This is a genomic window from Paenibacillus sp. FSL H7-0716, from assembly GCF_038002705.1.
Classification (GTDB): Bacteria; Bacillota; Bacilli; order Paenibacillales; family Paenibacillaceae; genus Paenibacillus_AQ; species Paenibacillus_AQ odorifer.
Genome location: NZ_JBBODA010000017.1, coordinates 94167 through 117709, shown reverse-complemented (window position 1 = coordinate 117709; position 23543 = coordinate 94167). Strand labels below are relative to the sequence as shown.

Sequence of the window (23543 nt, the reverse complement as noted above, 5' to 3'; positions counted from 1 at the left end):
TTTTTAACGGCATTTACAATTCTATTGTCTTTATTAGCGGAAATGGTAAGATCAAAATCAAAGTCTATGCATTGGGGGAATTCATATGCAAACGCTTTATAAGCTTTTTAGGTATAGACATTTTACACTATCCTCCAAAATCCTCCTTATTTTCATCCTCCTTATCTCTGTACCGCTCGGTGTGCAGGGAGTTGTGACGTTTCTTGATTTCTCCAAAACGATTGAGCGGAGAACAGCTGACTATGCCGTACAGATCGTCGTTCAAATCAACACAAGCCTGGATAAAGTATTCACTGAGGAAAAACAGCAGCTGTCCATGCTGCCGCTCTACAATCCGGAGATTGTCAGGCTGCTCAAAAAGTACGGAAATTCTGAATACGCAAACATTCATCCGACAGCGCAGGAACGGTCGCAAATCTTCCACTATCTGGCCGGCTCGTCCTTTTTCAGGCCGGAAATACGCGGAATTCACTTTATTACAAATAACGGCGATGTCTTCACGAATATGGACCCCTATCTGATCAAGCCTCATTATACCGGGGGGAAGCAGGCTTGGTTCCAAGAAGTGATTCACGCAAACGGAGCATGGCTGGCGCTGCCTCAGCACTATCCTGACTATCTGATCGAGACGAAGCCCAAACCCTATGTTTCGCTGGCGCGCGTTATTATCGAACCCGGCAGCATGGAGTCGCTCGGCATCGTCAAGGTTGACTTCAGGCTGGATGTTTTCGAACAGCTTGCCGTCAACTTCAAGTACGACGAGATCGGCAGCCTGCTTGTACTGAATGGAAACAAAGAGCTGTTTTATCAGCAGAATATTGACGGGCTGGCTATAGACGTGTCTGAGCTGCTGAAAGACTCCTCCTTTACCGCCGAAAGCGGGGTATCGAAGACGATGATTGGAGGCAAGACCTTTCTGATTGTGACCCATACCTCGAACCAGACTGGGCTCAAGGTGGTCAGTCTGATCCCGCGCCATAATCTGATCAAGGAGACACTGCCCTTGCGCAGGCTGTCCCTGTGGATCGGCGGCGTCTGCCTGCTTGCTGCGGTCTTAATGGCCTTTTACTTCTCCAACCGGATAAGCCGCCCCCTTACCGAGCTGCGCAACAAAATGAAGCTTGTGCAGCAAGGCGACTTCGAGCAAAGTCTACCCGCAACAAGCCGGGACGAGATCGGTCAGCTCGCCAGGGGCTTTAATCGCATGTCTTCGGAGATTGAGCGCCTGATGAGCGAGGTGTACGAGCTTGGAGTGAAGGAACGGGATACCGAGATCGCGGCGCTGCTGAGCCAGATGAATCCGCACTTTATGTATAACACGCTCGAGTCGATTAATATGAAGGCCATCCAGCTGCAGCAGTACGATATTTCAGATATGGTCTCTGCCTTGGGCAGCCTGCTGCGCTACACCATTGATACTCGTTCAAAGCTCGTTCCGCTGCATATGGAGCTTTCCTTTATCGAGTCCTATGTCTACATTCAGCAGCTCCGCTTTGGTACTCGCCTGCACGTCGTCATTGATGCCGATCCGGCGCTCGGGGGGCTATTCATTCCAAAGCTGCTGCTGCAGCCGCTCGTCGAGAACGCAATCTGTCACGGTATTGAGAACCAGCCCGAAGGCGGAAACGTGTGGATTTCGGCGTGCGGGGAGGGCGAGCAGCTTCTATTGACAGTCCGGGACGACGGTCCGGGATTGACGGCACAGGCGCTTGCCCGGCTGCTAGACTCGCTAGGCGAGACGATTCAGAAGCCCCTGTCCTCCGCGCAGGAAGGACGGCGAAACGGAGTGGCACTCCGCAATCTCGATCAGCGGATCAAGCTGCTCTATGGTCAACCCTATGGCTTGCGGATAGAAATGACGCACAGTAAAGGAGCCTGCTTCACCATTGTGCTCCCAATCGGAAAGGAAGGGGATTCAATTGCGTAAAGTATTGGTCGTTGAAGATGAGGAGATCATTCGCAAAGGCATTGTTCAACTCGTGCATACCCTGCCGGGTGAATACGCGGTGACAGAAAAGGAGCATGGCAAAGCGGCACTAGAGCATCTGCATGCGAATGTGCCTGATCTGATCATCTCCGATATTCGGATGCGGGAAATGGATGGGTTGACTTTCTTGCGCAGAGCCAAGGCCCTTTACCCTTCCGTTCCTTTAATGATCATTAGCGGCTACGGGGATTTCGAGTATGCTCAGCAGGCTATCCGTATCGGTGTCGGCGAGTTCATGCTGAAGCCGGTAAACCGCAAAGCGTTCCTTCTGGCACTTGAGCGTCTGCTTGACCGGAGCACACCTGTGCCACAGATCCAGAGCGAAACGTCCGGACAAGCCATTATGTTTGAGGAGGGTGCATCGCAGCATGGCGACAAGCATGTCATCACTGCAATTAAATCCTATATCGCAGACAATCTGGACGGTGATCTTACGCTGCAGAGTCTGGCGGAGCTAGTCCATCTGCATCCGGCCTACATCAGTCGTCTGTTCAAACAGTGTACGGAAACAATGGTTTCCGAGTATATTACACAAGCGAGAATAGAGCGGGCCAAGTATCTGCTGTCACAGACGCCGCTCAAAATCTACGATGTCGCTAGCATATGCGGCTACCAGAGTCCGAAGCACTTCATGCTCGTCTTCAAGCAGCAGACAGGACAAACGCCGGGTGCGTTCCGCAACAATTACGACAACAGCCTCAGCCTGACAATAGGCAAGCAGGAGAATCACTAGCCTGGTTAGTGTTGCAAATGATATGGTTAATCATAAATGATATAAAAGTATTATTGACTAATATGTTATTTATATTTATTATTAATACCGTGAGCATGAGTGTGCATGTTCCGACTTCCTGGAGAGGAGTGTTTACACTTTCAATTCAGCATCATGTAAACGGATTCAAAAAATTGAAGGGAGTTTGATTATGCCAAAAAAGGGATTTAGAAATAGGCTTCTCTCAGTCTTCACCATCATACTTGCGGGTACGGGAATATTCGCCAGCGCTTCCCCCGTTTCCGCCGCCGTCACCTGGCCTTCATCACAAATACTGCCGACCTTATCCGCACCGGCATCTACGCTGGATGCTATAGGTCTTAAGACTGATTACTCCTACGGTGCAACAGGATCGCAAATCCAGCATGAGACGGGCCTAGCAGCAACGAAGGATCATCAGGATTACTGGGCAGCCCGCACCTCTATGGACACACCCAACAAGCTGATCGCTTACGGGCCCTATGCTACGGACATTCCGACCGGCATCAATACAGCCTTTTACAATTTGCTCGTGGACAACAATACGGCCAACAACGATAATGTCGTCACGATCGACGTATACGATTATACAGCCAATCAGATTCTCGCAACCCGCACGCTCACCCGCCAGGAATGGACTTCTGCAGGGTCCTTCCAGCGCTTCGAGTTAACCTACACCAACGCCACGGCCGGGCATGCGCTTGAGTTCAGGGTCCGCTGGCTGGGCACCTCCTATGTCGGTCTGTCCAGCGTTGGATCTTCACCGCGCAGTCTGGTAGATGCGTCCAACCTGTTCACCTCCCTGAAGGGGCTGCTGGCTAAATCCCAGCCGCGTATTTACACACTCGGCGAGGAAGAGGGGAGCCACACCTGGGCGAACTCGCTGGGACTCGGGTATACAGATGTCGCAGACAAATGGTCGCTTCTAACCAAATATCGCAATGAGATCAGCGGCATTGTTGTCTACGATTACAATGTGCCGGACACGCTTAATCTCGCAGCCACAATTGCCTCTGTACAAAATGGTATCGTAGCGGGTCCTGAGCTGGTCCAGAAGCTGACGTCCGCCCCCTACAACCTGCCGATTCTCGAAGATCTGAGGAATGACTTCACGACCAAGATCCAGGTCTACGAATACTTGAAAGCTAATTACTGGCCGCAAACAACGCATCGGGTGCTGGTCGGCCTCGATCCGAAGCTGCCGGGACATTTGAGAGACTATGCCGCCGCCATGGGAGCCTCCGTCGTTTGGCTCGACCCGAGAATACCCGCAGAGGATGCCCTGCTGCGCCAATTCTTAGCCGATATGCCTGCCGGCACCGTATACATGGGCTGGTGGCCGGATGAAGCCTCCGGTGTGCAGCGTGTATCGGAATACGGCATATCAACGGTTGCCGCCGATTATTCCAACAATTTAACGGTGTTTGCCGGCACATCGCGTACCGTCACCGTCAAGCCCACGCCGAACAAAATACCGCTGGAAAATAAAATCTACGTTTCCTTGATCATGAGCGACGGCGACAACCTGCAATACATGGAACGCCGCTTCCGCAATCTCTGGGACAGTGCCAGCCGTGGTATCGTGCCGTTGGGCTGGACTATCTCACCTGCGATGCTCGATGCAATGCCCGGCGTGCTTGACTATTATTACAACACAGCCACAGAGAATGACGCTTTCATCTCAGGGCCGAGTGGCATCGGATATACCTATCCGAATTTCTGGAGCAACCAGGCCTACCTTGACCAGTTCATAGCCCAATCCGATGATTACATGAAGCGCAGCGGCCTGAAGGTGGCCACAATCTGGAATTTCATCAACGGTGGCATAAATGGCAACGTCGGCAACAGTTTTGCCAACAATGCTCCTTCCCTGCTTGGGCTTACCACGCAGCAAAGCGGAGGTGGCATTGACATTTACAATAGTTTGCTGCCTGCACAAGGTCTCAACGTAAACTATGGCGACTCTGCAAACGCATTAATCCACGAGATCAATCAGGGAATCGCTAGCTGGAACGGCCTGTCGCCGCGTTTCCTTTCCATTCAGGCGAATCCATGGCAGACCAACTACGAGGATCTTGTCACCACAGTAAATAGCTTTTCATCCAATCCAAATGTCGTCTTTGTCCGTACCGATACTTATTTCCAATTAATGAGGGAACAGAATGGTTTGCCGGTTGATCCGGACACACTCGTCGCGCGCCTGGAAGCCGAGAATACGAGCTATGCCGTTTCCCCGTTCAGCCATAGTGTCGGTCGCGCGGAAGACAATGGCTGGACAGCAAACGTTGCTCAGGACAGTCCCGGCTTTATGCTCTGGGGACCGTATGCTTCTACTTATCCTGCAGGCAAGCTGACGGCAACTTACCGGATCAAAATAGATTCACTGGCCGGCAACAACGACAAAGTCCTCACCCTTGATGTGCGGGACAACACAACTGGCGCAGTGCTCACATCGTACGATGTGTATCGCAGCCAGTTCAAGGCAAGCGGCCTACACCAGGATTTCAGTCTGGCATTCAATAATACCACCGGTCACGAGCTTGAGCTCAGAGCCTACTATCACGACAACTCCGCTGTGAATATCGACAAGGTAACGATTACGAAGAACATCGGCAAATACGAAGCTGAAGGCTCCGTAATCAGCCATACCATCGGACGCGCAGTTGAAGGTGGCTGGCAGGCGGACCCAGCACAGGACAACAGCGGCTTTATGCTGTATGGCCCTTATGATGCCAACGTTCCTGCAGGTGCACACAAGATCACCTTCCGCATGAAGGTGAACAACAACAGCACCGACAATGATGTAGTCGCCACAATCGACGTCCGGGATGCGACTACCGGCGAGACCATCATTCAGAGACAGCTTACCCGCCAACAGTTCTCAGCCGCCAATCAATATCAGGATTTCACCCTGGATTTCAACCATACCCAGCCCGGACATAAGCTTGAGTACCGCGTGCGCTTCGAGGACAAGGCGACCTTGACGATCGACAGCGTGATCAATAATTAATATCCGTAAACGGGCAAAACCATAACAGACGGGATGAGGCGGCTTCAACCGCTTCACCCCGTCTGTTTTTGCCGATATGCAACTGTTCCCTGTGAGTCAGTACCTGTCCGGCTTGCAAACACCAATATGCCCTGATTCCCGCCTGCAGGCGAATCAAAGCCTCCAGATCGTAATAATCTCCCCAGTTCATATGTCCATCCGGCACTCGGCACGAATAGCCCAAAAAGGATATCGTTCTGAAAATGGCCCGGGATCAGGAATATCCAATAAAGCCAGCCCCCATAATCTTTCCGGCAGTAGTGACGCCATTTCAAATGATATTAGAAACAAACCCGTTGAGAAGGCGGCTATGCTGTGTGCCCTTTCCATCTTGATTATAGACCTAATGTACTATCTTTTAAGACGGATAGCATAACCCGTAATATACCTTAATATAAATCTATATTTGCATTTACCTCTCTATTCTGACTAAGGAGGTGCCCCTGACTAACCCGTTCATCCTCTCAATTTCCGAAACAAATCAGCAAGACGATTCCATGCTGGGAATGAGGAATTAAGGAGACTAATTAAATGGAGGGTAATCAAGCATGCACAAGCAAAGAGCGGCAAGGAAGAAGTTAAAGGTATTCTTTAGTCTGGTTATGCTGAGCAGTCTGCTGTTTTCCGCAATCGGTTTCGGAGTTGAATCCACGGCAAATGCTGCAGCAGGCTTGGGAAGCGCGGACTTTCTAAAAACGAACGGAACCACTATCCGCAAAGCAAACGGCAGCGGGGAGACCGTTCATTTAAGAGGGACCAATGCGGGAGGCTGGCTAGTCCAAGAAGACTGGATGAATCCAACCAATGCACCTGACCAGAAGACCATGATGGATACATTGAAGTCCCGGTTTGGCGCCGCAGTGAGAGATCAGCTGGTGGCTATCTATGAAGACAACTATTGGACTACGCAAGACTTCGATAATCTCGCAGGCATGGGGATGAATGTAGTCCGGCTGCCCTTTACGTATATGAATCTGACCGATGACAATGGAAATTTGAAAGTGGATGCATGGAAAAGGCTGGACTGGTTCGTAAGTAACTGCAGCCAGCGGGGAATCTATGTCATCCTTGATATGCATGGCGCTTTCGGCTCGCAGAACGGCATGGATCATTCAGGCGAAATTAATGACGGCAATCAGCTGTACGGCAGCCCGTCCAACCGGGAGAAGACGCTCGCGTTATGGGAGAAGATTGCCGAACATTTCAACGGCAATCCCGCTGTTGCCGGTTATGACATTTTGAACGAGCCGGGAATTAAAGCCGCAGCCACCACCAGTCTGCAATGGGACTTCTATAATGAAATCTACAAACGCATCCGGGCCAAAGATTCCAATCACATTGTTATTATGGAATCCTGCTGGGATGCAGGCAATTTGCCTAACCCGAGCCAATACGGCTGGACGAATGTAGTCTATGAATACCACTACTATCCATGGGATGCGGTTTCCAGCACCTCCGGCCAGGCTTCGTATATTGCGAGCAAGGTCGCTGACATCACAAGCTACAACTATGGCGTTCCGACCTATATAGGGGAATTCACCTCTTTTGACCAAGAGGATGCCTGGAAGAATACCATGTCAACCTTCAATCAGCAGGGATGGAGCTGGACGACCTGGACCTACAAAGTAACCGGAACCAACTCCTCATGGGGAATTTACACCCATAATCCGCAAAAGGTGGATATTTATAACGACTCTCAGGATACCATCCATCAGAAATGGTCAGGCGTCGGCACCTCAAACGCAACCGTGAACGCTAAGATCCACAATGTTATCAAAGCCTATCTGCCTGGAACGGTCAGCCCCGGAACCGGCGACGGCAGTGCTACCTTTTACGAAAACGATAATTATGGCGGGCTTGACGTTATGCTCGGAGCAGGCTCCTACGATTTGAATCAAATGGTGGCGGCCGGAATTCCTAACGACAAAATCTCTTCAGTCAAGGTGCCTTTCGGGCTGAAGGTTACCCTGTACGAGAATCTGAACTTTGGCGGGGCCCAGCGGGTTCTGACCTCGGATGTATCCCAGCTCAGCGATTTCAATGATAAGACCTCTTCCATTAAGATTGAAAAAGCCGGTGCGACCCCATTTAGTGACGGCGAATATTATCTGACCTCGGTGGCCAATGGAGGCGTGGTTACGGCTGATAATGCCGGGGCGGAACCGCTGGCGGCCATCCGACCTGCCATTGGCGGCGCATGGGAGACACTCTCGTTAAAAAACAACAATGATGGAAGTGTCTCCTTCCTGTCTCAAGCCAATCAGAAATATATATGTGCGGTGATTGATGAATCCAACCAACTGCTTGCCCGCAGCACCTCCATCGGAACCTGGGAGAAATTTCAGCTGGTCAGCCTGGGGAACGGCACTTATGGAATCAAGGCCGGCGCGAACGGCAAATTTGTGCAGGCCAATATGGATAGCGGCGGCAGACTGGAAGCGACCAAGGATCAAGTGAACGGTGCCTGGGAATCCTTCAAAATCACCAAGGTCGGTGACAGCTCGGGCTTAGTCTATGACGACAGTGTGGCCTCGAAAAAAGCCGAGTTTTTTGTGGATGCGGGCTATCAGGGGAAAGCCGTCCAGCTTGGAGTAGGCACGTATAACTATAACAGCCTGGTCAGCAAGGGGGTATCCAACGACGCCATTTCATCTGTCAAAGTGCCCAAAGGCTACAAGGTAACTCTATATAATGATGATAACTATAGCGGGGGAACCAAGGTTTTATTTGAGGATGCATCATCCTTAGGGAGTTATAATGATAAAGCCTCTTCATTGAAAATTGAGAAGGCCAGTCTCGCCAACCTTGCCGCCGGTAAATACTGCTTCACCTCGATCGCGAACAACAAAGTCGTTACGGCCGACAACAGCGGCAAAAACCCGCTGGTCGCAAACCGCGATTCCTTTAGCGGCGCCTGGGAGACCTTTACGCTCGTGAACAACAGTGACGGTACGGTTTCCTTCCGCTCTGCGGCCAACAACCAATATCTGACCGCTGTCGTTGATGAAGACAGCCAGCTATTGGCGAGAAGCACCACCATCGGAACCTGGGAACGGTTCTATATTGAGAGTATTTCAGGCGGACAAAACGGTATCTATGCCGCTGCCAACGGCAAATACATCAAGTCAGACCAAAATAAAGGCGGCAAGCTGCTGGCCAACAGCGAAACGATAGCCGGTGCCTGGGAAGCCTTCTGGATTACCCCGGTCAACTAAGAGCAGGAGATTTGACGGTGAGTTAATATAAGGGCAGCAGCCACTCTGCTATTGCAAAATGGCTGCTGCTCTTTAGGTTTGCTATGAGAAAGTTTGAAGAACTGCTGCAAGCATTGTCTCAAAACACTGCCTTGATGATATTCGATCATTAACTATAAAAGCTGATTTTCTTCACTTTTCACCATATGCTCATCTCTATACTGGCCGGGACTGACGCCTACATGCTTCTTGAACACTTGGCAGAAATACCGCTGGTTATCATATCCTAAATTGGAAGATATTTTTGAAATCTTGAAGCTGCTTTCCCGCAGCATCTTTTTCGCCTGCCGGATGCGCAGCCAAGTGATATATTCCAGAATCGTCTGCCCGGTTGATTTGGAGTATACGCTGCCTACATAGGAAGAATTGAGATCGAACCGCTCTGCCAATTGATCAAGCTGGATATTCTCATGGTAATGGGAGTCCAGATAAGCTTTGATCTCATCAACCACCTTTTCTTTCAGGGAGGTCTTCGTTACATTCAAATAGAATTGCACGCTTAGCGCCAAATCCTGGCACTGCTTCTGCAATGACATCCAATCCGGTGCTTCCAGCATTCTGTCCGTCAGCCGCGTGCGGTCTCCGCTCACCTTCTCAAGCTTGATTCCATAGTCCTCCTCGATCAGATCATGAAACCAGTTAGCCCATTGGATCCCCGCCTTCTTCAGGGCAGCAGGAGCGATCAATCGCCCCGTTCCCCATTCCACCAAGCGTCCCAGCAGCTCTTCGAAATCTTCATGGGCGTAGCGGACGCAGGAATCCACCTGTTCAGACCAGTCGGAGAGCCATCTGCCGGAAACATGACAGATCTTCGTCCACCGGTTCACCTCCATGACCGGCATGCCGAAGAACACAGCAATTTGGCAGGCTTGGTCGGCTAACAAGAAAGAGAGATGCGCCTGCATGATTTCAGTTACAACCTCACCGATTCCGAGGGGCAAAGAAATGCCATCCGGTGAGCTTCCGCTCGAAAATGCCCCGGCTGCAGCTACCAGGATGTCCGTTAATACAGCGCAATCCTCCAGACTTGCCATACATAACAAGATGATTTTCTGCTGCTCGTAGAGCAGCTCCACGACAATTCCGCGATCTGCCAGGAAGCTCAGAAGAGCATCTGTAACGTTATTGTTCTTCATACGTTCTACCCAGACCGCTGACGGGCTTCCGATCAGGATGGCCGCAAACTGGTTGTATCGTTCTTATGGCGTTTGGTCAAACGATGGGCTGTCCCCATGAACGATGAGATCGGTAAATACCGCTTGATTGAGTGCTCTGGCGAATCGAAGATCCGGGCGATTTCCCGCTTGCTCTGATTTGCGCTCCAGACGCTAGATCGCCCTTGAGACGGTCTTCGCTACTTCATAACATCCCTCTGACTGAGGAGAGTATAAAACCTGATGCTTACAGTATACCTTCAGTCCAAGGTATATGGGAGATTAACCTTTGGTTGCCCCTGCAGTCATACCGGAAATAACGCTCTTGTTGAAGCTGAAGTACACCAGCATGGTCGGAATCGTCGTGATGCTGATAGCGGCAAAGGTTGCTCCCCAGTCGGTTAAGCCATACTGGCCGATGTAGTCCATCAAGCCAACCGGAATGGTACGCGATTTCAGGTCGTGAATGAACGTATTTGCGAAGATAAACTCATTCCAGACGAAAATCAGATTCATGACGACAACCGTCACATTCGTATTTCGGGACAGAGGGAAGATCATCCGCCAGAACACCTGATAAACGCCGCAGCCGTCCATCACAGCCGCCTCCATAATTTCGTTCGAGATATATTTGTAGAAGCTCACGAAAAGATAGATTGAGATGGGCAGCGCAACCCTACCTGGGGCAGAATCAGCGAGGTGAGCGTGTTAATAATACCCATTTTGTTATAAAGAATGAACAGCGGGATGAGCACCACCTGAATCGGAATCATAATGCCACACAGAAACAGGAAGAGTACGCTTTGGCTCCATTTAAAAGTCATCTTCTCAATCACAAAAGCGGCCATCGCGCTGAACAGGATCACCAGCACAATAGTTGTTACGGCAACGATCAGACTGTTGGAGAAATACGTTCCCAAATTCCCTTTATTCCACACGCTCAGATAATTCTCAAAGGTGAAGTGGCTGGATAGACTAAGCGGATTATCACCGGAAAAATCGGTAGGTGCCTTAAAGCTGGAGATAAACACCCAGACAATCGGATACACTTGAATGACAAGTAGAACAAAGGAAATAGTAACAATCAACGCCTTGGTTAGCCGGTAAATTCATCTTCAGGTCTCCTTACTGTCCATCATCCGTCTGATAAAGGCAACTGCAATGAGGCTTTCTATGACGATACAGACGGCCATCGCGCTGCCATAGCCGAAGTCCAGACTGGAGAATGCGGTTTTGTATATATACGTCGGCAACAATTCCGTAACACGGCCGGGTCCCCCGTTCGTCATGAGATACGGGATGTCGAACCCTTTCAGCGCGCCTGTAGTAGCCATAATGATAGACACCATGAGTACTGGCTTAATCAGTGGCATCTTAATCGAACGAAACAGATGCCAGGAAGAAGCTCCGGGCTCCCGGCTGGCCGTTGGTGCAATTCGGCTATTTGAAATATTTCGGCGCGTTTTCTTTAATGGCCTGATCCATGAGCTCCGCGAATTCCTCCGGGGAATGAACGCCCAGCGCCAGAGCATTCAGCTCGTTACCAAGCAGCTCATTCGTGGCCGGATCAAGGCGGGTATCCCACGGTACCGCGAAGACGCTTCCCGATTTCGCGATTTCCTCTTGAATCTTATAGAAAATTTCCGGCATTCCTTGCGTCTGATCCAGCGAATACATGAAAGGTGAGAACTCGCCTTTCTTCGTATTGGCTTCCGGGTACTTCTCCAGAAGGAATTGGACAAATTCCTTCATCGTATCATCGAAGGTCTCCTGGTTGAAGGCAACACCTATGCCGGAGTTGATGAAATAGTCATTGTCTGCCGTCTTGGCGCCGTCCATCATGGGAAGACGGAAGAATCCAATGTTATCCTTCATGTCCGCGCTCAGTTTATCATTTGCGAAATTCATGGTTTCCCACGAACCCATGTAATAGATACCGGCTTTGCCGCCCAGGAACAGGTCGCGCGCCGCTGTGTAATTCGTTGCCGTGAATCCTTGCTGGAAGTATCCCTTAATGCCCAAATCGCGAACGAAATTAATACCTGCCATGCCGGCCGGGTCCTTGAAGGAGGCTTTGCCCTGCTTCACATTTTCGATGAAATCATTGCCGGTCATGCGGAAAGGCTTGTACGCCAGATACCGGAGTACCGGCCATTTGTCCTTGCCGTCGACAGCAATCGGTGTAATCTCGCCCTGCTTCAGCTTCTCTGCCACCTTCATGAACTCATCGAACGTCTTAGGCGGCTCCAGGCCGAGATCCTTGAACATCTTGATGTTGTACCAGAATACCTCTATCCCGTATTCGAGGGGGAAGGTGTACATGTTAGACTCCAAATCGGATATACCATTTTTCGCACGTTCTAAAAGCAAATCAATATCAGTGATTTGCTCAGCTTCGTATAAAACTACTTCGGTGTCTTTTGAAACTTCTACTGGTGTAGCAAAGGATACGTTTCCAAATAATATTAAAACAAGTGTAAGAGACAGAAAAGAACCGAAAACTTTTTTCATTTTAAATCTCCTTTTGTTGTTTATTTTTGGTAACCTCCGCCCTCCTTCGCAGGAAATTCCCTTCCTTTTTATTCTATAATTTGTATTATATTGATCCTAATGACTTATTTAACATTTTTATTACAATTTAAAACATTTAATCGTATTATTCGACATGAAAATTCGAATCAATAAAGTAGTCCAATTCAAAAAACGACATTCCCTAAGATAATTCTTTGGAATGTCGCTTTTATAGTCATATAAAATTCAACTAACCTACTCGTTTAAAATTTACATATATAAATGATATTTGTCCGCCTCTTCAATATGTGCATTAGTATATAATTCCCCTTACAAATAAATCTTCTTTAATTTGGAATTCACTGAACATATTAATACCCTAATATTTATCAATGCGTTACTCATCTTTAAAAAGCTCAGAATACTTTTTACCAAAGCCTAACGAAATCATCATCATATGTAATTATGCACACTCATTTGCATTCAGTATGTTCCACCTATTGCTCGTCCCTTGCTACGTCTATATTTTTTCTATTCTATATTATGCCCATTATTTTCATGCACACTTTTATATAGATAAAGACTAGATTCCCGGTCTTCGCAAATAATATCGCACTTGTAATAGCCAATAACCAAGACGTTGTCCTACTCAGATTAGAACTCCAAACATTCACATAATCTATCCCCTTATATTAATATAATGTATAGTGTCCCGTTTTTCTTATATACTATCCAAAGCCCCGCCAACCATATGTGGTTAACAGGGCCTGATTTTGTATGAGTTGGAGTCTGTATTTAGTATGACCCAAGGATAACTAACTTATTCCATGAAAAGAGCGTCCGCTTTCGGCCTACAGCTTGCCACTATCTCATATTTAATCTACTTCAAGTCGAACTGATCCATGTTACCACCTTTTTATGATTTGAAATTGAAATGAACTTTTCTTCACTGACTCTTGAAAGCCAACGAAGACGCCAATCAGTAAAGCTAGAATAATTGCAACGACAACAGTAATTATTCTTTCTTAATTGTAATAATCGCTTTACTACCCTTTAATTATTAATGAATGCACGTTTTTTACATATATATCCTATTATTATGACTTATACTCACGAATATTATCTGACTCGGTTTGCACTTCTCTCCAATCCATCCCGGGACCTGACCCAAGCGGGGTAAGGTTATTTGTGGGTCGATTTCCAGGCTTTATCCCATGCTTTTTATAAGCCTTGGTAAAATCTAAGGTGGTGGAATATTGACCTTCCTGCAGCTCCTGCACCATCCTGCCGGCATCGTCCCCCGGAGAAACCCGACGACGTATCGGTCAACGGAATATTGACGCCAGTTTGCAGCGCCCGATTCGACTGGTCTTTCAGCGGACTCCAGTATGCGGTCACATCTGTAAACGCAGGAGGCGATTCCAGAAATTCGCTGTAGGTCTTAAGGTTCTCCGGCTGCAGCAGAAAGGCAAGGAATTTCTTGGCTCCTTCGGGTGCTTTGATTCGGAAGTAATCGCATATCTGGAATCATCGGCCGACAGCACCACCGGCTTCGTGCCGTTATGGATCAAAGGGTATGGGCTGAATCCGATATCATTCTGCAGATCCGGATTGATCTTGAACAGGTCCCCGAGCGCCAACATGCCTTGGCTGATGATTACGACTGGGCTTGTGGCAAATACTTCCTTCTAGTTATCATATGTTACCGTCAGCGCATCCTTGTTAATCAGGCCGCCGCTCTGAAGCTCCAGCAGCCGCTCCGCAAATACATCCATTGGGCCGTTCTCCTGATCAAAGTTCAGCTTGGCGGAATCATTGTTAATAAAAGCTTCACGGGAGCCATTCATCCCAAGGTTCTGCCTGATGTTGCCATGCGGTAGGAATTCGATTAAATGCCCAGCGTCCAGATTCTATTCCGGCGATAAACATGGGAGTGATCTCCGGTTATTTCTCCTTGACCATCTCTAGGATGCTTTTGAATGCATCCCAGGTCAGCGCTTCCTTTAATCCCAGCTCACTGAATTTTTTTTGTTATAAAAGATTCCGGCCATCATTACACTCGTTGCTACCCGGTACTGCTTGTCTTTCTTCACATCCGTCGATAACTCTTGATACTGGGCAGCACGCTGCGAATATACACGACCTCCTGCTTTTACTACGTAAGGAAGAAAACCAAAGTAGACTTTCCACTCTGGAAGCAATCGAGGAATAACATTCTTCAAGCAAAATAAAGCTGGTGTACCTTTTTAGTAAAAGGATCACCAGCTTGTTTTCTTTATTTTGCTTTATTGATTTGATGTCTCGAAAGACTCTGCCGCAGCCTGTAGTCCCACAGCAGATATCCGGTGGGACTTCAGAATAAAGCAACTGAGAGAATTAACCCTCTAGTGTGGACAGAATCTCCCCATATCCTTCAAAAGGATAATCAATCACAATTCTTCCGGCCTCGGCATCGCTGATTCCGCTGTAGAGATCCACTTTGCCGTCCTCGCGTATCACAATTCCGGCGGTGAAGGCACAATCGATCAGGCTAGATCTTTTGGCCGGTCCTTCCGGATAGCAAGGACGGGTGCCGATGATTTTCTGCTCCTGTGCCTCATGCGTTTCCGGATCGAACACAAAGCTGAAATTCAGATACACCTGGATATCCTGGCCGTCTTCGCCTTCGTCCAGATAGCTTTTATGCCCGATGACGCCAACCTTGCCGCTGCTCAGCAAGTAAGCCTGGTTGCAGCCGCCCCATTCATCCTTCCCGAACAGGCCGTCAATCACCATAGCGTTCTCGATCACCTCCGCCGTGAGTTCGTCCAGACTGTTAATGATCGCAAACCCGACGATGGATTCACTGCCGTAAAGCTTGCGGATTTCTTCGCTCCGCGGTCTGGAGAACACCCCGATTCGCTTGTCTTTCAATTGAATGAGGCGGATATCCTTCATATAATCCGGGCCGGTCGTGAAATAGTAGAGATCATTCAGATCCGTGCCTCTGTAAAAATAGCCGTAGTAGGTCTCTCCCTTGCCCTGCTTGTAGCGGACATGGGTGCCTCCCAGAATCATCGTTCCGTCCATGATGCTGATATACGGGTCCTCCAGCTGGTAAATCATGCTGTCCGGAACCAGCGTCCACTCGTCTTCCCCGGTCTGCTCGAACAGTCTCACCCAGGAACGCGCCCACTCCTCGCGTTTTTCCACACGGCCGTAGATATAGGTTTCGCCTTCCCATTGGAAAGGGAGGGAGGGATTGTAGACATCGAACCCTTCGACTCCGTGAAATTGCAGCTTCTTGCTGTCATAAATCGTTTTGGTCTCTTCGAAATGCTTTCGTTGTTCCTGAAGGTTCATCATCGTTGCCTCGTTTCTTGTAGGATTTATCGCCGGGCGGACAAAGAGTAGGGAAGTTCCTTATTCGCTGACGCCCGCTCATCCGGTTCAGCGGACAGTTTGAACTCAATGGCTGCTCCTTGCATCAGCTGTTCATGAGAGAAGTACAAGGCTTGATGTTGCTGCCCGTTCAGCTTGACCTCCTGCACGTAGCAATGGCCTTCCGCCTGATTTTCCGCCTCCATGCGGATTTCCTTCCCGTTCTCCAGATGCAGGGTGATTCGTTCGAAGACGGGACTGCCGATTACATATTCGGGAACGCCGGGACAGAACGGATACATCCCCAGGCTGGCAAAAATATACCACGCGCTCAGGCTGCCGTTATCTTCATCTCCGGGCAGTCCATCCATCTCAGCGCTGAACAGCTCCTCCGCCGTTTTTCTCACCCAGTACTGGGTTTCGGACGGCGAGCCGATCACCGCGAAGATATAGGGCAAATGAAAGCTCGGCTGGTTGCTGATGGCAAATTGCCCGAAATCGACAGCAGCCATCTCCGACATCTCATGAATCTCGATCTCATAGCCTCCGGTCTTGAATTCCGGAGGAACGGTCATCAGCTCCTTCATCCGGGCCAGCAGCACCTCTCTTCCGCCCATCTGTTCAGCCAGACCCAGCATGTCATGCTGAACGGCCCAGCTGCTTTGCCAAGGACCTCCTTCACAGTAGGCTCCGCCCCACTTCAGGAGATCAAAGGCCTCCAGCCAGCTTCCATCCGCTTTCCTGGCCCGCATGAAGCCAAGCTCAGGGTCAAGCAGGCGGGTGTAATTGCCCGCGCGGCCGATCAGCAGCTCGTAGTCTTCCTTTCGCCCCAGACCCTTTGCGACCTGGGCAACACAGAAGTCCCCGTACGCATAATCCAGGGTGCTGCTGACGCTTTCATGATAGACCTCTCCCGGCAAGTATCCGTATTGTTCATAGGCCTCGAAGCCCTTTCTGCCGAAACGGGGGTCCTTGGAGGCCTGCAAGGCGTGCTTGCGCAAGCCTTCATAGGCAAGCTCCACATCAAAGCCTTCGATGCCTTTCGCGTACGCATCGGCGAGCACCGCATCAATCAGTGTCCCCGGCATGGAGCTGCGTTCACCCGGCGAGCACCACTTGGGCAGCCAGCCACCCTCTTGATAGGCATTGACATAGGATTGCAGAATCTCGCCCAAACGGCTTGGAAAGAGCAGGCTGAACAAGGGATAGGAAGTTCGGAACGTATCCCAGAATCCGTTGTCGCAGTACATCGGCCCTTTCTCAATTTGTCCGTTATATGGACTGTAATGGACTTTTTGCCCGTCCTCCGTAAATTCATGCCACATCCGGGGAAACAGACAGGTCCGGTACAGGCAGGTATAGAAGGTGCGGAGCTTGCGTTCGCTCCGGTCCTCCACCTGCACCCGGCTCAGCGTATCTTCCCAAGTCTCGGCCGCTTCCGCCCGGACAGCCTCGAAGGATTTGCCGCCGATCTCCTGACGGAGATTGGCGGCGGCCTGCTCGATGCTGATGAATGAAGTGCCTACCGTAAGCCCCGCTTCGCCAGACTCCGGCAGGCACAGGCCGATAAAGGCTCCGACACGTTCACCGGTTCCGCTGAGTTGAATAACAGTCGCCCCGTCCCCTGTGAAGGTGCCGCAGGCCTGTACATCAAAGTCGCAGTCGAAATCCATCACGAAATACATAGCGAAGTTCTCGGGAACCCCCTCCGAGTTGGCCCGGGTATACCCGCTCAGTCTTCGGGCGGCAGGGTCGATTGTAACCAAGGATTCGCCTGCAAACGGCACGGCGAGCATTCTCGCCTCCTCACGCTGCGTGAACTTCAGGCGAATGCTCGCACAGCGCTCTGTCGGGCTTAGCTCGAGCGAAGCCCGATAGCGACGCAATGAAATACGGAAATAATCGGGCATCACCGTCATGTCCTCCGGGCGAAAGGAGGAAGAACGTTGCCTGGCCGGCAGAGCCAGTACTCCGCTCTGCGGCATCAGAACGAGATGTCCATAATCCCTGATCCATGGACTGGGCTGATGGGTCAGACGAATCCCTTCGAAATGACGGTGAGAGGGATGGAAGAACCATCCATGGCCAGCTTCGTCCGTTTGCGGACTCCACGCCGCCATGCCGAATGGCCGGGCAATGAGCGGAAGCGTATTTCCGTTGGAAAATCGAAATGTGGACGCTGTCCCCTGCAGAGGATTGACATGCTGTAATAAATTCAAGATAAAACACCAACCTTTTCTTCATGTTCTATTTCTAAAAAACAGATGAGGCTGAGATTAGATAAACAAAACCTAGAACAGCGATTGGCTGCTAGGTTTTGCTTCATTACTCTTTATCGATTGCTTTGATAATCCTGTATCCGCAGCAGCATCGCTACTGCTTCCGCTCGGCTTGCTGTAGCATTCGGCACGAACTTGCCCTCGCCGCGACCGTTTACGATCCCGAGTTGGTGCATGGCTTCAGCCGCAGCCTTCGCCCACTTCGGAATGGCTGCGCCATCCGCGAAGCTGGTTGCGTCTTGCGCATTCAGCGGCAGCTCCAGCGCTCTCGCGATCATCGCCACCATCTCCGCACGCGTGATACGCTCGTTCGGCTGGAAGTTGCCATCCGGGTAGCCGCTGACGATTCCAGCTGCCACTGCCTCCGTCACCGCTTCCCTTGCCCAAGCGCCGATCTTCGCTTTATCCTCGAAGGCGAGAGTTGAGCCTTCCCCTTTCCAGCCAAGCGCTTTAGCCAGCATCACCGTGAATTCAGCCCGGGTAATCGCAGCGTTCGGTTTAAACGTGCCATCCGGGTAGCCGGTGATCAACTGCTTGCTCACCGCGTTGCGGATAGCATTCTCGCCCCAATGTCCGGCGATGTCCGTGAACGTAACAGCAGGCTGCCCCGGATTCGGTTCGACCGCCTTCTTCCCGACCGACATTACTGCAAATTTCGTAAAGTGGTTCACTACAGCCGTCATCCACTCTCCATTCACGACTCCGCCTACTTCTATCCATTCCCTCTTCTCTTCATTATAGTAGAAAATGGCAGCTCTCTGATTCGCACCTACCTTAGCCGGATCAAACTTCATCGTGAGGATGACCGATTTGCGGAATGGCCCCGGCACATTCTTCGTCATCTCATAAACAGAGCTGATGAAAGCTCCTTGATCGGCTTGCGGTATAGCCGCCGTCGCGAGCTTTTCAATGATCACTCGCAGTTCACTGTTCGCCGCACCTACCGGAAGCGAAACCATCACGTCTCCGTTCAGGCTCACTTCGCCGGATTTTCCGCTCGGGATAACAATGCTGCCATTCGTGGAGATGACCGTAGACAAAGCGCTAGTCCCTGTGCTACCAGAATCACCTCCGTTATCTGGCGTTACCGGAGCAAGCGGAGTCACAACAGCCATGTTCGAGAACGCGCTCTCCCCGGCCGCATTCGCGGCCTTCACCGCGAATGCATAGCTCATGCCGTTCGTCAATCCAGGTACCGTATAAGCGGTGGCCGTAATACCCGCCTCGACGAGTTCCCATGATCCGGGATCGGCTGAGGCCTTCCCTCCCTTATAGCGGTAGACGGAATAGCTATTCGCCCCAGTGGCGGCACTCCAACTCAGAACCGTGCTTCCATTCCCTGTCGCAGCGCTCAGGTTTCGTGGCGCTGCCGGAACTTCCGGCAATGTCGCACTCGGCACTCCGATGATCACGTTGGAGAAGTCACTCTCCCCGGCCACATTAACAGCCTTCACCGCGAACGCATAGCTCGTTCCGTTGGTCAATCCGATTACCGTGTAAGTGGCCTCCGTTACGCTGGTAGTCAGCTTCCACTCGGCCGGATTGACCGGGGCCGATACACCTTCATACCGGTACACCGCGTAAGTAACCGCATCCGCTGATGCGTCCCAGCGAAGCCGCACTTCTGCGTCCCCTGCCACTCCGGTCAAGTTCACCGGGGCGAACGGAACCGTATGTGCTTCACCGGTGGGAGTCGCAACCACAGCGGGGGAGAAGTCGCCTACCCCGGTTAGATTAACCGCTTTGACTGCAAAGGTATAATTCGTTCCATTGGTCAGTCCCACAACCGTATAGGTCGTCGGTTTAAGGTCCGCTTCTACAAGCTGCCAAGCGCTTGGATCGGCAGGCGCCGCGTCGCCTTCGAAGCGATATACCTGGTAGCTGTCCGCATTCGGAACGGCATCCCAACGAAGCGTGACCTTCCCATCACCCACCAGCGCAGTCAGATTTGCCGACGCTTCCGGAACTTCCGGATTCACATAATCGGTTCCCCATTGAACGGTCGCACCGGTTTGCACTGTGATCGGGGAAAATGCGCCAGGTAGTTTCAGCGCTTCTCCGGATAATTGAATGGTCGCACCGTTAATATCCGTGTCGAAGATCTTCCCCATCCATGTCAGTCCCGCGACTCCACCGGTCGCTCCGGGTAACCGAACAAAGGCGGGAGCTCCAAGGTCCATACGATATCCATTGGCCATCCATACGTTATCGATGAGGTTAACGATTCCAAAGAGAGAAGGATAAATACTCGTCGCAATTGGAATGGCGTTGATATCGTCCGAAGACTTCTCGTATACCTCAGCGAAGGTCTTCGTTCGCACGATATCGCGGGTGACGGAATGAATGAATGAGGAGGCTTCCTCACTTAACCCGTGATCCAAGAGACCGTAAGTCATATATTGAGCGTTAGGTGCTTTAAGCCCTTTGAAACCTGCTAACTGCATCTCCGGGTTATACTCCGAGTGGAAGCGGTCCACCAGCTCATTGACATAATATTCGGGAAGTCCGAGCACATGGAGACCGGTGGCCACAGAACTGGTCTGTCCGGTGAGGTCGGGTCTACTTCCGTCCAGCCAATGCTTATAGAGGGTTGTCCCTTTCTTCGGGAAAAACCAGCTCTTGTAATCCTCGGTCAGTTTCAACCCCGAGTTTGCCCACTCTTCTGCATCGGCCGTTTTGTTGAGGCTCTCGGAGATTTGCCGCGCATATTCATAATCGATAATGAGCGAGATGACAAATTCCCCGTCCCTTTCATTCGGACCGCCGTCGCCGAAACTCCAGCGCAGATTGTTGGCAGCCCAGCGCAGATGCTTGACCAGATTGTCATAGATTCCTGCCAATCGTTCCTTGTCCCCGGTGATCTGATAGAGTATCCAGGCGGTCTGGGCCTTCCGGGCCGGAAGAGATTCTCCTCCCAGCTTACCGTCCGACTCGACACCTGCCATCATCCCTTCGAAGGTCTCCCAGGCAATATCCGGCTCCACATAAGCCAAGAACTGCATACCGAACAGAGAATCCCAGCTTGCCGAAGCTTCTGCTCCTTGCGGTCCGGACGTGTACATCGAAGGCTTCCCGGTGGCAATCTGCCGATGTGATCCCCCACACTCAGGTGTTGGCGGCAGTATATTTTGGGAAAGCCCGATCCATGCCATATAATACATTTGCTTCACATCTTCGGAAGTAACGCCGACTTTATTGACATGGAGAATATCGAAATCCTCAACCACCGGCACCTTAGCAAGAAATTCGTCCCAGTATGTTGCATACTTGGCTCGGCTGGTTGCAGCTCCTTCAAGCGTCGCCGCCGCTGTTGCTCTCTGCGCGGCCGTATCGACGGCGCTCGCGTCTCCACCAACGGCATAGCCGACGCCGACGGCATAATCTCCCTTCCCAAGCAAGGTCACAACCCAATAACCGGAGCCCGAAGAAGGTGTCTTCATCGCGTTGCGTCCCAAGCGCACATCATTTGCCGATGTGAAGAAAAACGGAACCGCATCTTGAGGTAAAGCGATGGCGTACGTGAAATCCCGATCCTTGTCAACGACCGTCAACACGTTCCCCTCGGCTGCAAAGGTTGCGGAGCCGGAGTACTCGCCAGCGACCGCGATAGCTCCGGCAGACAAGTCGGAGTGAATTGTCCGTGTCACCGATTCCGTGTCAAAGAAAAGATCAGAACCTGTAACCGCACCTGCAGAATAGGTTCCGTTATAATCGATCGCCTCGGGGCGCCATATCGTCTGCGACGTAGTTGCCGTATTTAGCCAGCGGTCATCGGAGTGAATAGCTAAATGATCGATTTTCGTCCATGAGCCCTGTCCGCCAACCTGGAAAATCTTGATCTTGAATTTTTTGACTCCCGACCAGCCTGTGATTCCGGCCAGATCGTAGGTAAATACTCCGGTATCCGAAGTGTCGCCTTGGAGGGTATAAGGCTCATACTGCCCGCCGGTATTGAGCTTGATGGCCCACTTTCCAGTGGTCTCCGGAATTTTCACACTGAGCGATGGCGTCTCGCTGAGATTGACAGTCACTTCACGCTCAATCGCACCGTAGCCATCATTCGATCTGATCGTGATTTTGCCCAGCCCGTCTTCATAATTCATAACGGTTTGATTGCCGGCGCTTTCAGCGGTTTTCCACAGTGTGGAAGTAACGGAATCGAAGACATCTTCGAACCCGATCTGCTTGCCCTCATAGGGATCCTTAGTATTTGTTGGCGGAACACCTTGAAATTGTAGGGAATCAAATTCGGCCGTATTCCCGTTTCCGCCGCTAACAAAGAGCATCACCTTGAAGGTCTGGTTGCCCGTCAATTCCTTTGTCTGAGGCAATGTCCTCAAATCGAACAGGAAGGAACCGGTTTGGGTCGTGTCCTGCTGAACATCCCGCTGATAGCCTTTATCGATTTTGAGTGCCCATTTACCGGTTGCTTTCGGCACGGTCACTGACAAGTAGGGCGAGTCTGTAAGGTTCAGGGTGATTTCCTTGGACGTGACGCTTCCCCAATCGCCGGTTGTCGTTACCACTGCGCGTCCATCTGTCGCAGAGGCGGTTACACCGGAAGTCTGCCAATCATTGGCGGAGAGATTGTCAAACGGCTCATTAAAGACGACCGGTTTTTGTTCGACACTGGGAGGCAGCATTCCGCTTGCTTGGAAGGTCTCCAGCAGCCGATCCTGTCCCTTGGCTTTTCCTTGTACGTAATAGCCGCTACCGAGCGGAAAATGCGCGCCGCCGTCCGGATGGTTGCCCGGGTTGAGAACAATGCGAGAATCCGGGATGGACAGCCATCGTTGCTGCGTTGCCGAGCTGTCCGCAAGCTGGGCCGAGGTCATTGAAAGTGTCGAAGTCATCCCGCTTTCTTGCACCGGTGATGCGTAAATACGATCAACAAGATTCACAGAAAATAATGAAACGGTCAAAGACAAGGCTAAACAAGCACTTATCATTTTTTTCATGTGATTTTCAACCTCCTGAGTTCAAACTGAAGCCCGCCCCTCTTCTCTGCGGAGCTTCAGGTTGAGATATTTTTAAATCAAGGGTCCTTCGTATGACACTGTATCGAATATATCTTCCAGCGGAATGTCCGCCACAGCCATCACTTCATCGAGCGCTCCGTGATACAGAGTCAGCCAGCTGCGTTCGATGCGGATCGGCACTGTGCCATTGCCCATCCAGCACCTTTTCCATGCGCCCGG

General features: G+C 50.8%; 16 protein-coding genes. 5 read left to right on the top strand and 11 right to left on the bottom strand.

Annotated features, from left to right (window positions below):
- The first annotated feature begins 85 nt into the window (after positions 1 to 85).
- The 3 genes from MHH60_RS20645 (at position 86) to MHH60_RS20635 (ending at position 5748) form a co-directional block, all read left to right on the top strand.
- Positions 86 to 1927 carry a sensor histidine kinase gene (locus MHH60_RS20645; RefSeq protein ID WP_076136767.1) on the top strand — a complete coding sequence of 614 codons (1842 nt, stop codon included), beginning with the start codon at positions 86 to 88 and terminating at the stop codon, positions 1925 to 1927.
- Positions 1887 to 2720, top strand: coding sequence for a response regulator transcription factor (locus MHH60_RS20640; RefSeq protein WP_231573870.1), 834 nt, complete (start codon positions 1887 to 1889; stop codon positions 2718 to 2720). The genes MHH60_RS20645 and MHH60_RS20640 overlap by 41 nt, the downstream gene beginning before the upstream one ends.
- A 190-nt stretch (positions 2721 to 2910) precedes the next feature.
- Positions 2911 to 5748: a GxGYxYP domain-containing protein gene (locus tag MHH60_RS20635; protein WP_076136765.1), complete on the top strand. Its 2838-nt coding sequence runs from the start codon at positions 2911 to 2913 to the stop codon at positions 5746 to 5748.
- On the opposite strand, the gene MHH60_RS20630 is transcribed toward MHH60_RS20635, so the two are convergent.
- The gene (locus tag MHH60_RS20630) at positions 5738 to 5938 is read right to left on the bottom strand and encodes a hypothetical protein (RefSeq protein ID WP_076117189.1); all 201 of its coding nucleotides are present in this window, start codon (positions 5936 to 5938) and stop codon (positions 5738 to 5740) included. The genes MHH60_RS20635 and MHH60_RS20630 overlap by 11 nt on opposite strands.
- A 397-nt stretch (positions 5939 to 6335) precedes the next feature.
- Here MHH60_RS20630 and MHH60_RS20625 point away from each other — a divergent pair, with 397 nt between their 5' ends.
- Positions 6336 to 9002, top strand: a complete 2667-nt coding sequence (locus MHH60_RS20625) for a cellulase family glycosylhydrolase (protein WP_076117191.1) — start codon at positions 6336 to 6338, stop codon at positions 9000 to 9002.
- Between the two features lie 152 nt (positions 9003 to 9154).
- Here MHH60_RS20625 and MHH60_RS20620 read toward each other — a convergent pair whose 3' ends face one another.
- From MHH60_RS20620 to MHH60_RS20600, 5 genes are all read right to left on the bottom strand, one after another.
- On the bottom strand, positions 9155 to 10177 hold the full coding sequence (locus tag MHH60_RS20620; protein ID WP_076136763.1) for a helix-turn-helix transcriptional regulator: 1023 nt from the start codon (positions 10175 to 10177) through the stop codon (positions 9155 to 9157).
- Between the two features lie 300 nt (positions 10178 to 10477).
- A complete protein-coding gene (locus tag MHH60_RS20615) occupies positions 10478 to 10807 on the bottom strand; it encodes an ABC transporter permease subunit (protein WP_256715174.1) in 330 nt (109 codons plus the stop codon).
- 29 nt (positions 10808 to 10836) lie between these two features.
- A complete protein-coding gene (locus MHH60_RS20610) occupies positions 10837 to 11283 on the bottom strand; it encodes a carbohydrate ABC transporter permease (RefSeq protein ID WP_081389059.1) in 447 nt (148 codons plus the stop codon).
- Positions 11284 to 11310: 27 nt separating this feature from the next.
- Entirely contained in the window at positions 11311 to 11727 is a 417-nt protein-coding gene (locus MHH60_RS20605) for a carbohydrate ABC transporter permease (protein WP_076136760.1), read from the bottom strand.
- Entirely contained in the window at positions 11636 to 12706 is a 1071-nt protein-coding gene (locus MHH60_RS20600) for an ABC transporter substrate-binding protein (protein ID WP_076136758.1), read from the bottom strand. The genes MHH60_RS20605 and MHH60_RS20600 overlap by 92 nt, the downstream gene beginning before the upstream one ends.
- A gap of 1562 nt (positions 12707 to 14268) precedes the next feature.
- Between MHH60_RS20600 and MHH60_RS20595 the strand changes: the two genes are divergently transcribed.
- The gene (locus tag MHH60_RS20595) at positions 14269 to 14586 is read left to right on the top strand and encodes a hypothetical protein (RefSeq protein WP_143766740.1); all 318 of its coding nucleotides are present in this window, start codon (positions 14269 to 14271) and stop codon (positions 14584 to 14586) included.
- Between the two features lie 123 nt (positions 14587 to 14709).
- On the opposite strand, the gene MHH60_RS20590 is transcribed toward MHH60_RS20595, so the two are convergent.
- The 5 genes from MHH60_RS20590 to MHH60_RS20570 form a co-directional block, all read right to left on the bottom strand.
- Positions 14710 to 14928: a hypothetical protein gene (locus MHH60_RS20590; protein ID WP_143766739.1), complete on the bottom strand. Its 219-nt coding sequence runs from the start codon at positions 14926 to 14928 to the stop codon at positions 14710 to 14712.
- Between the two features lie 154 nt (positions 14929 to 15082).
- Positions 15083 to 16051, bottom strand: a complete 969-nt coding sequence (locus tag MHH60_RS20585) for an MTP-1 family protein (RefSeq protein ID WP_256715171.1) — start codon at positions 16049 to 16051, stop codon at positions 15083 to 15085.
- A 23-nt stretch (positions 16052 to 16074) separates the two neighbouring features.
- Entirely contained in the window at positions 16075 to 18285 is a 2211-nt protein-coding gene (locus MHH60_RS20580; RefSeq protein ID WP_076136747.1) for a GH92 family glycosyl hydrolase, read from the bottom strand.
- Positions 18286 to 18398: 113 nt separating this feature from the next.
- Positions 18399 to 23303 (bottom strand): S-layer homology domain-containing protein, encoded by a 4905-nt coding sequence (locus MHH60_RS20575; RefSeq protein ID WP_076136745.1) that lies wholly within the window; start codon positions 23301 to 23303, stop codon positions 18399 to 18401.
- A 72-nt stretch (positions 23304 to 23375) separates the two neighbouring features.
- Positions 23376 to 23519, bottom strand: a complete 144-nt coding sequence (locus MHH60_RS20570) for a hypothetical protein (protein ID WP_179088922.1) — start codon at positions 23517 to 23519, stop codon at positions 23376 to 23378.
- Positions 23520 to 23543: the final 24 nt, after the last annotated feature.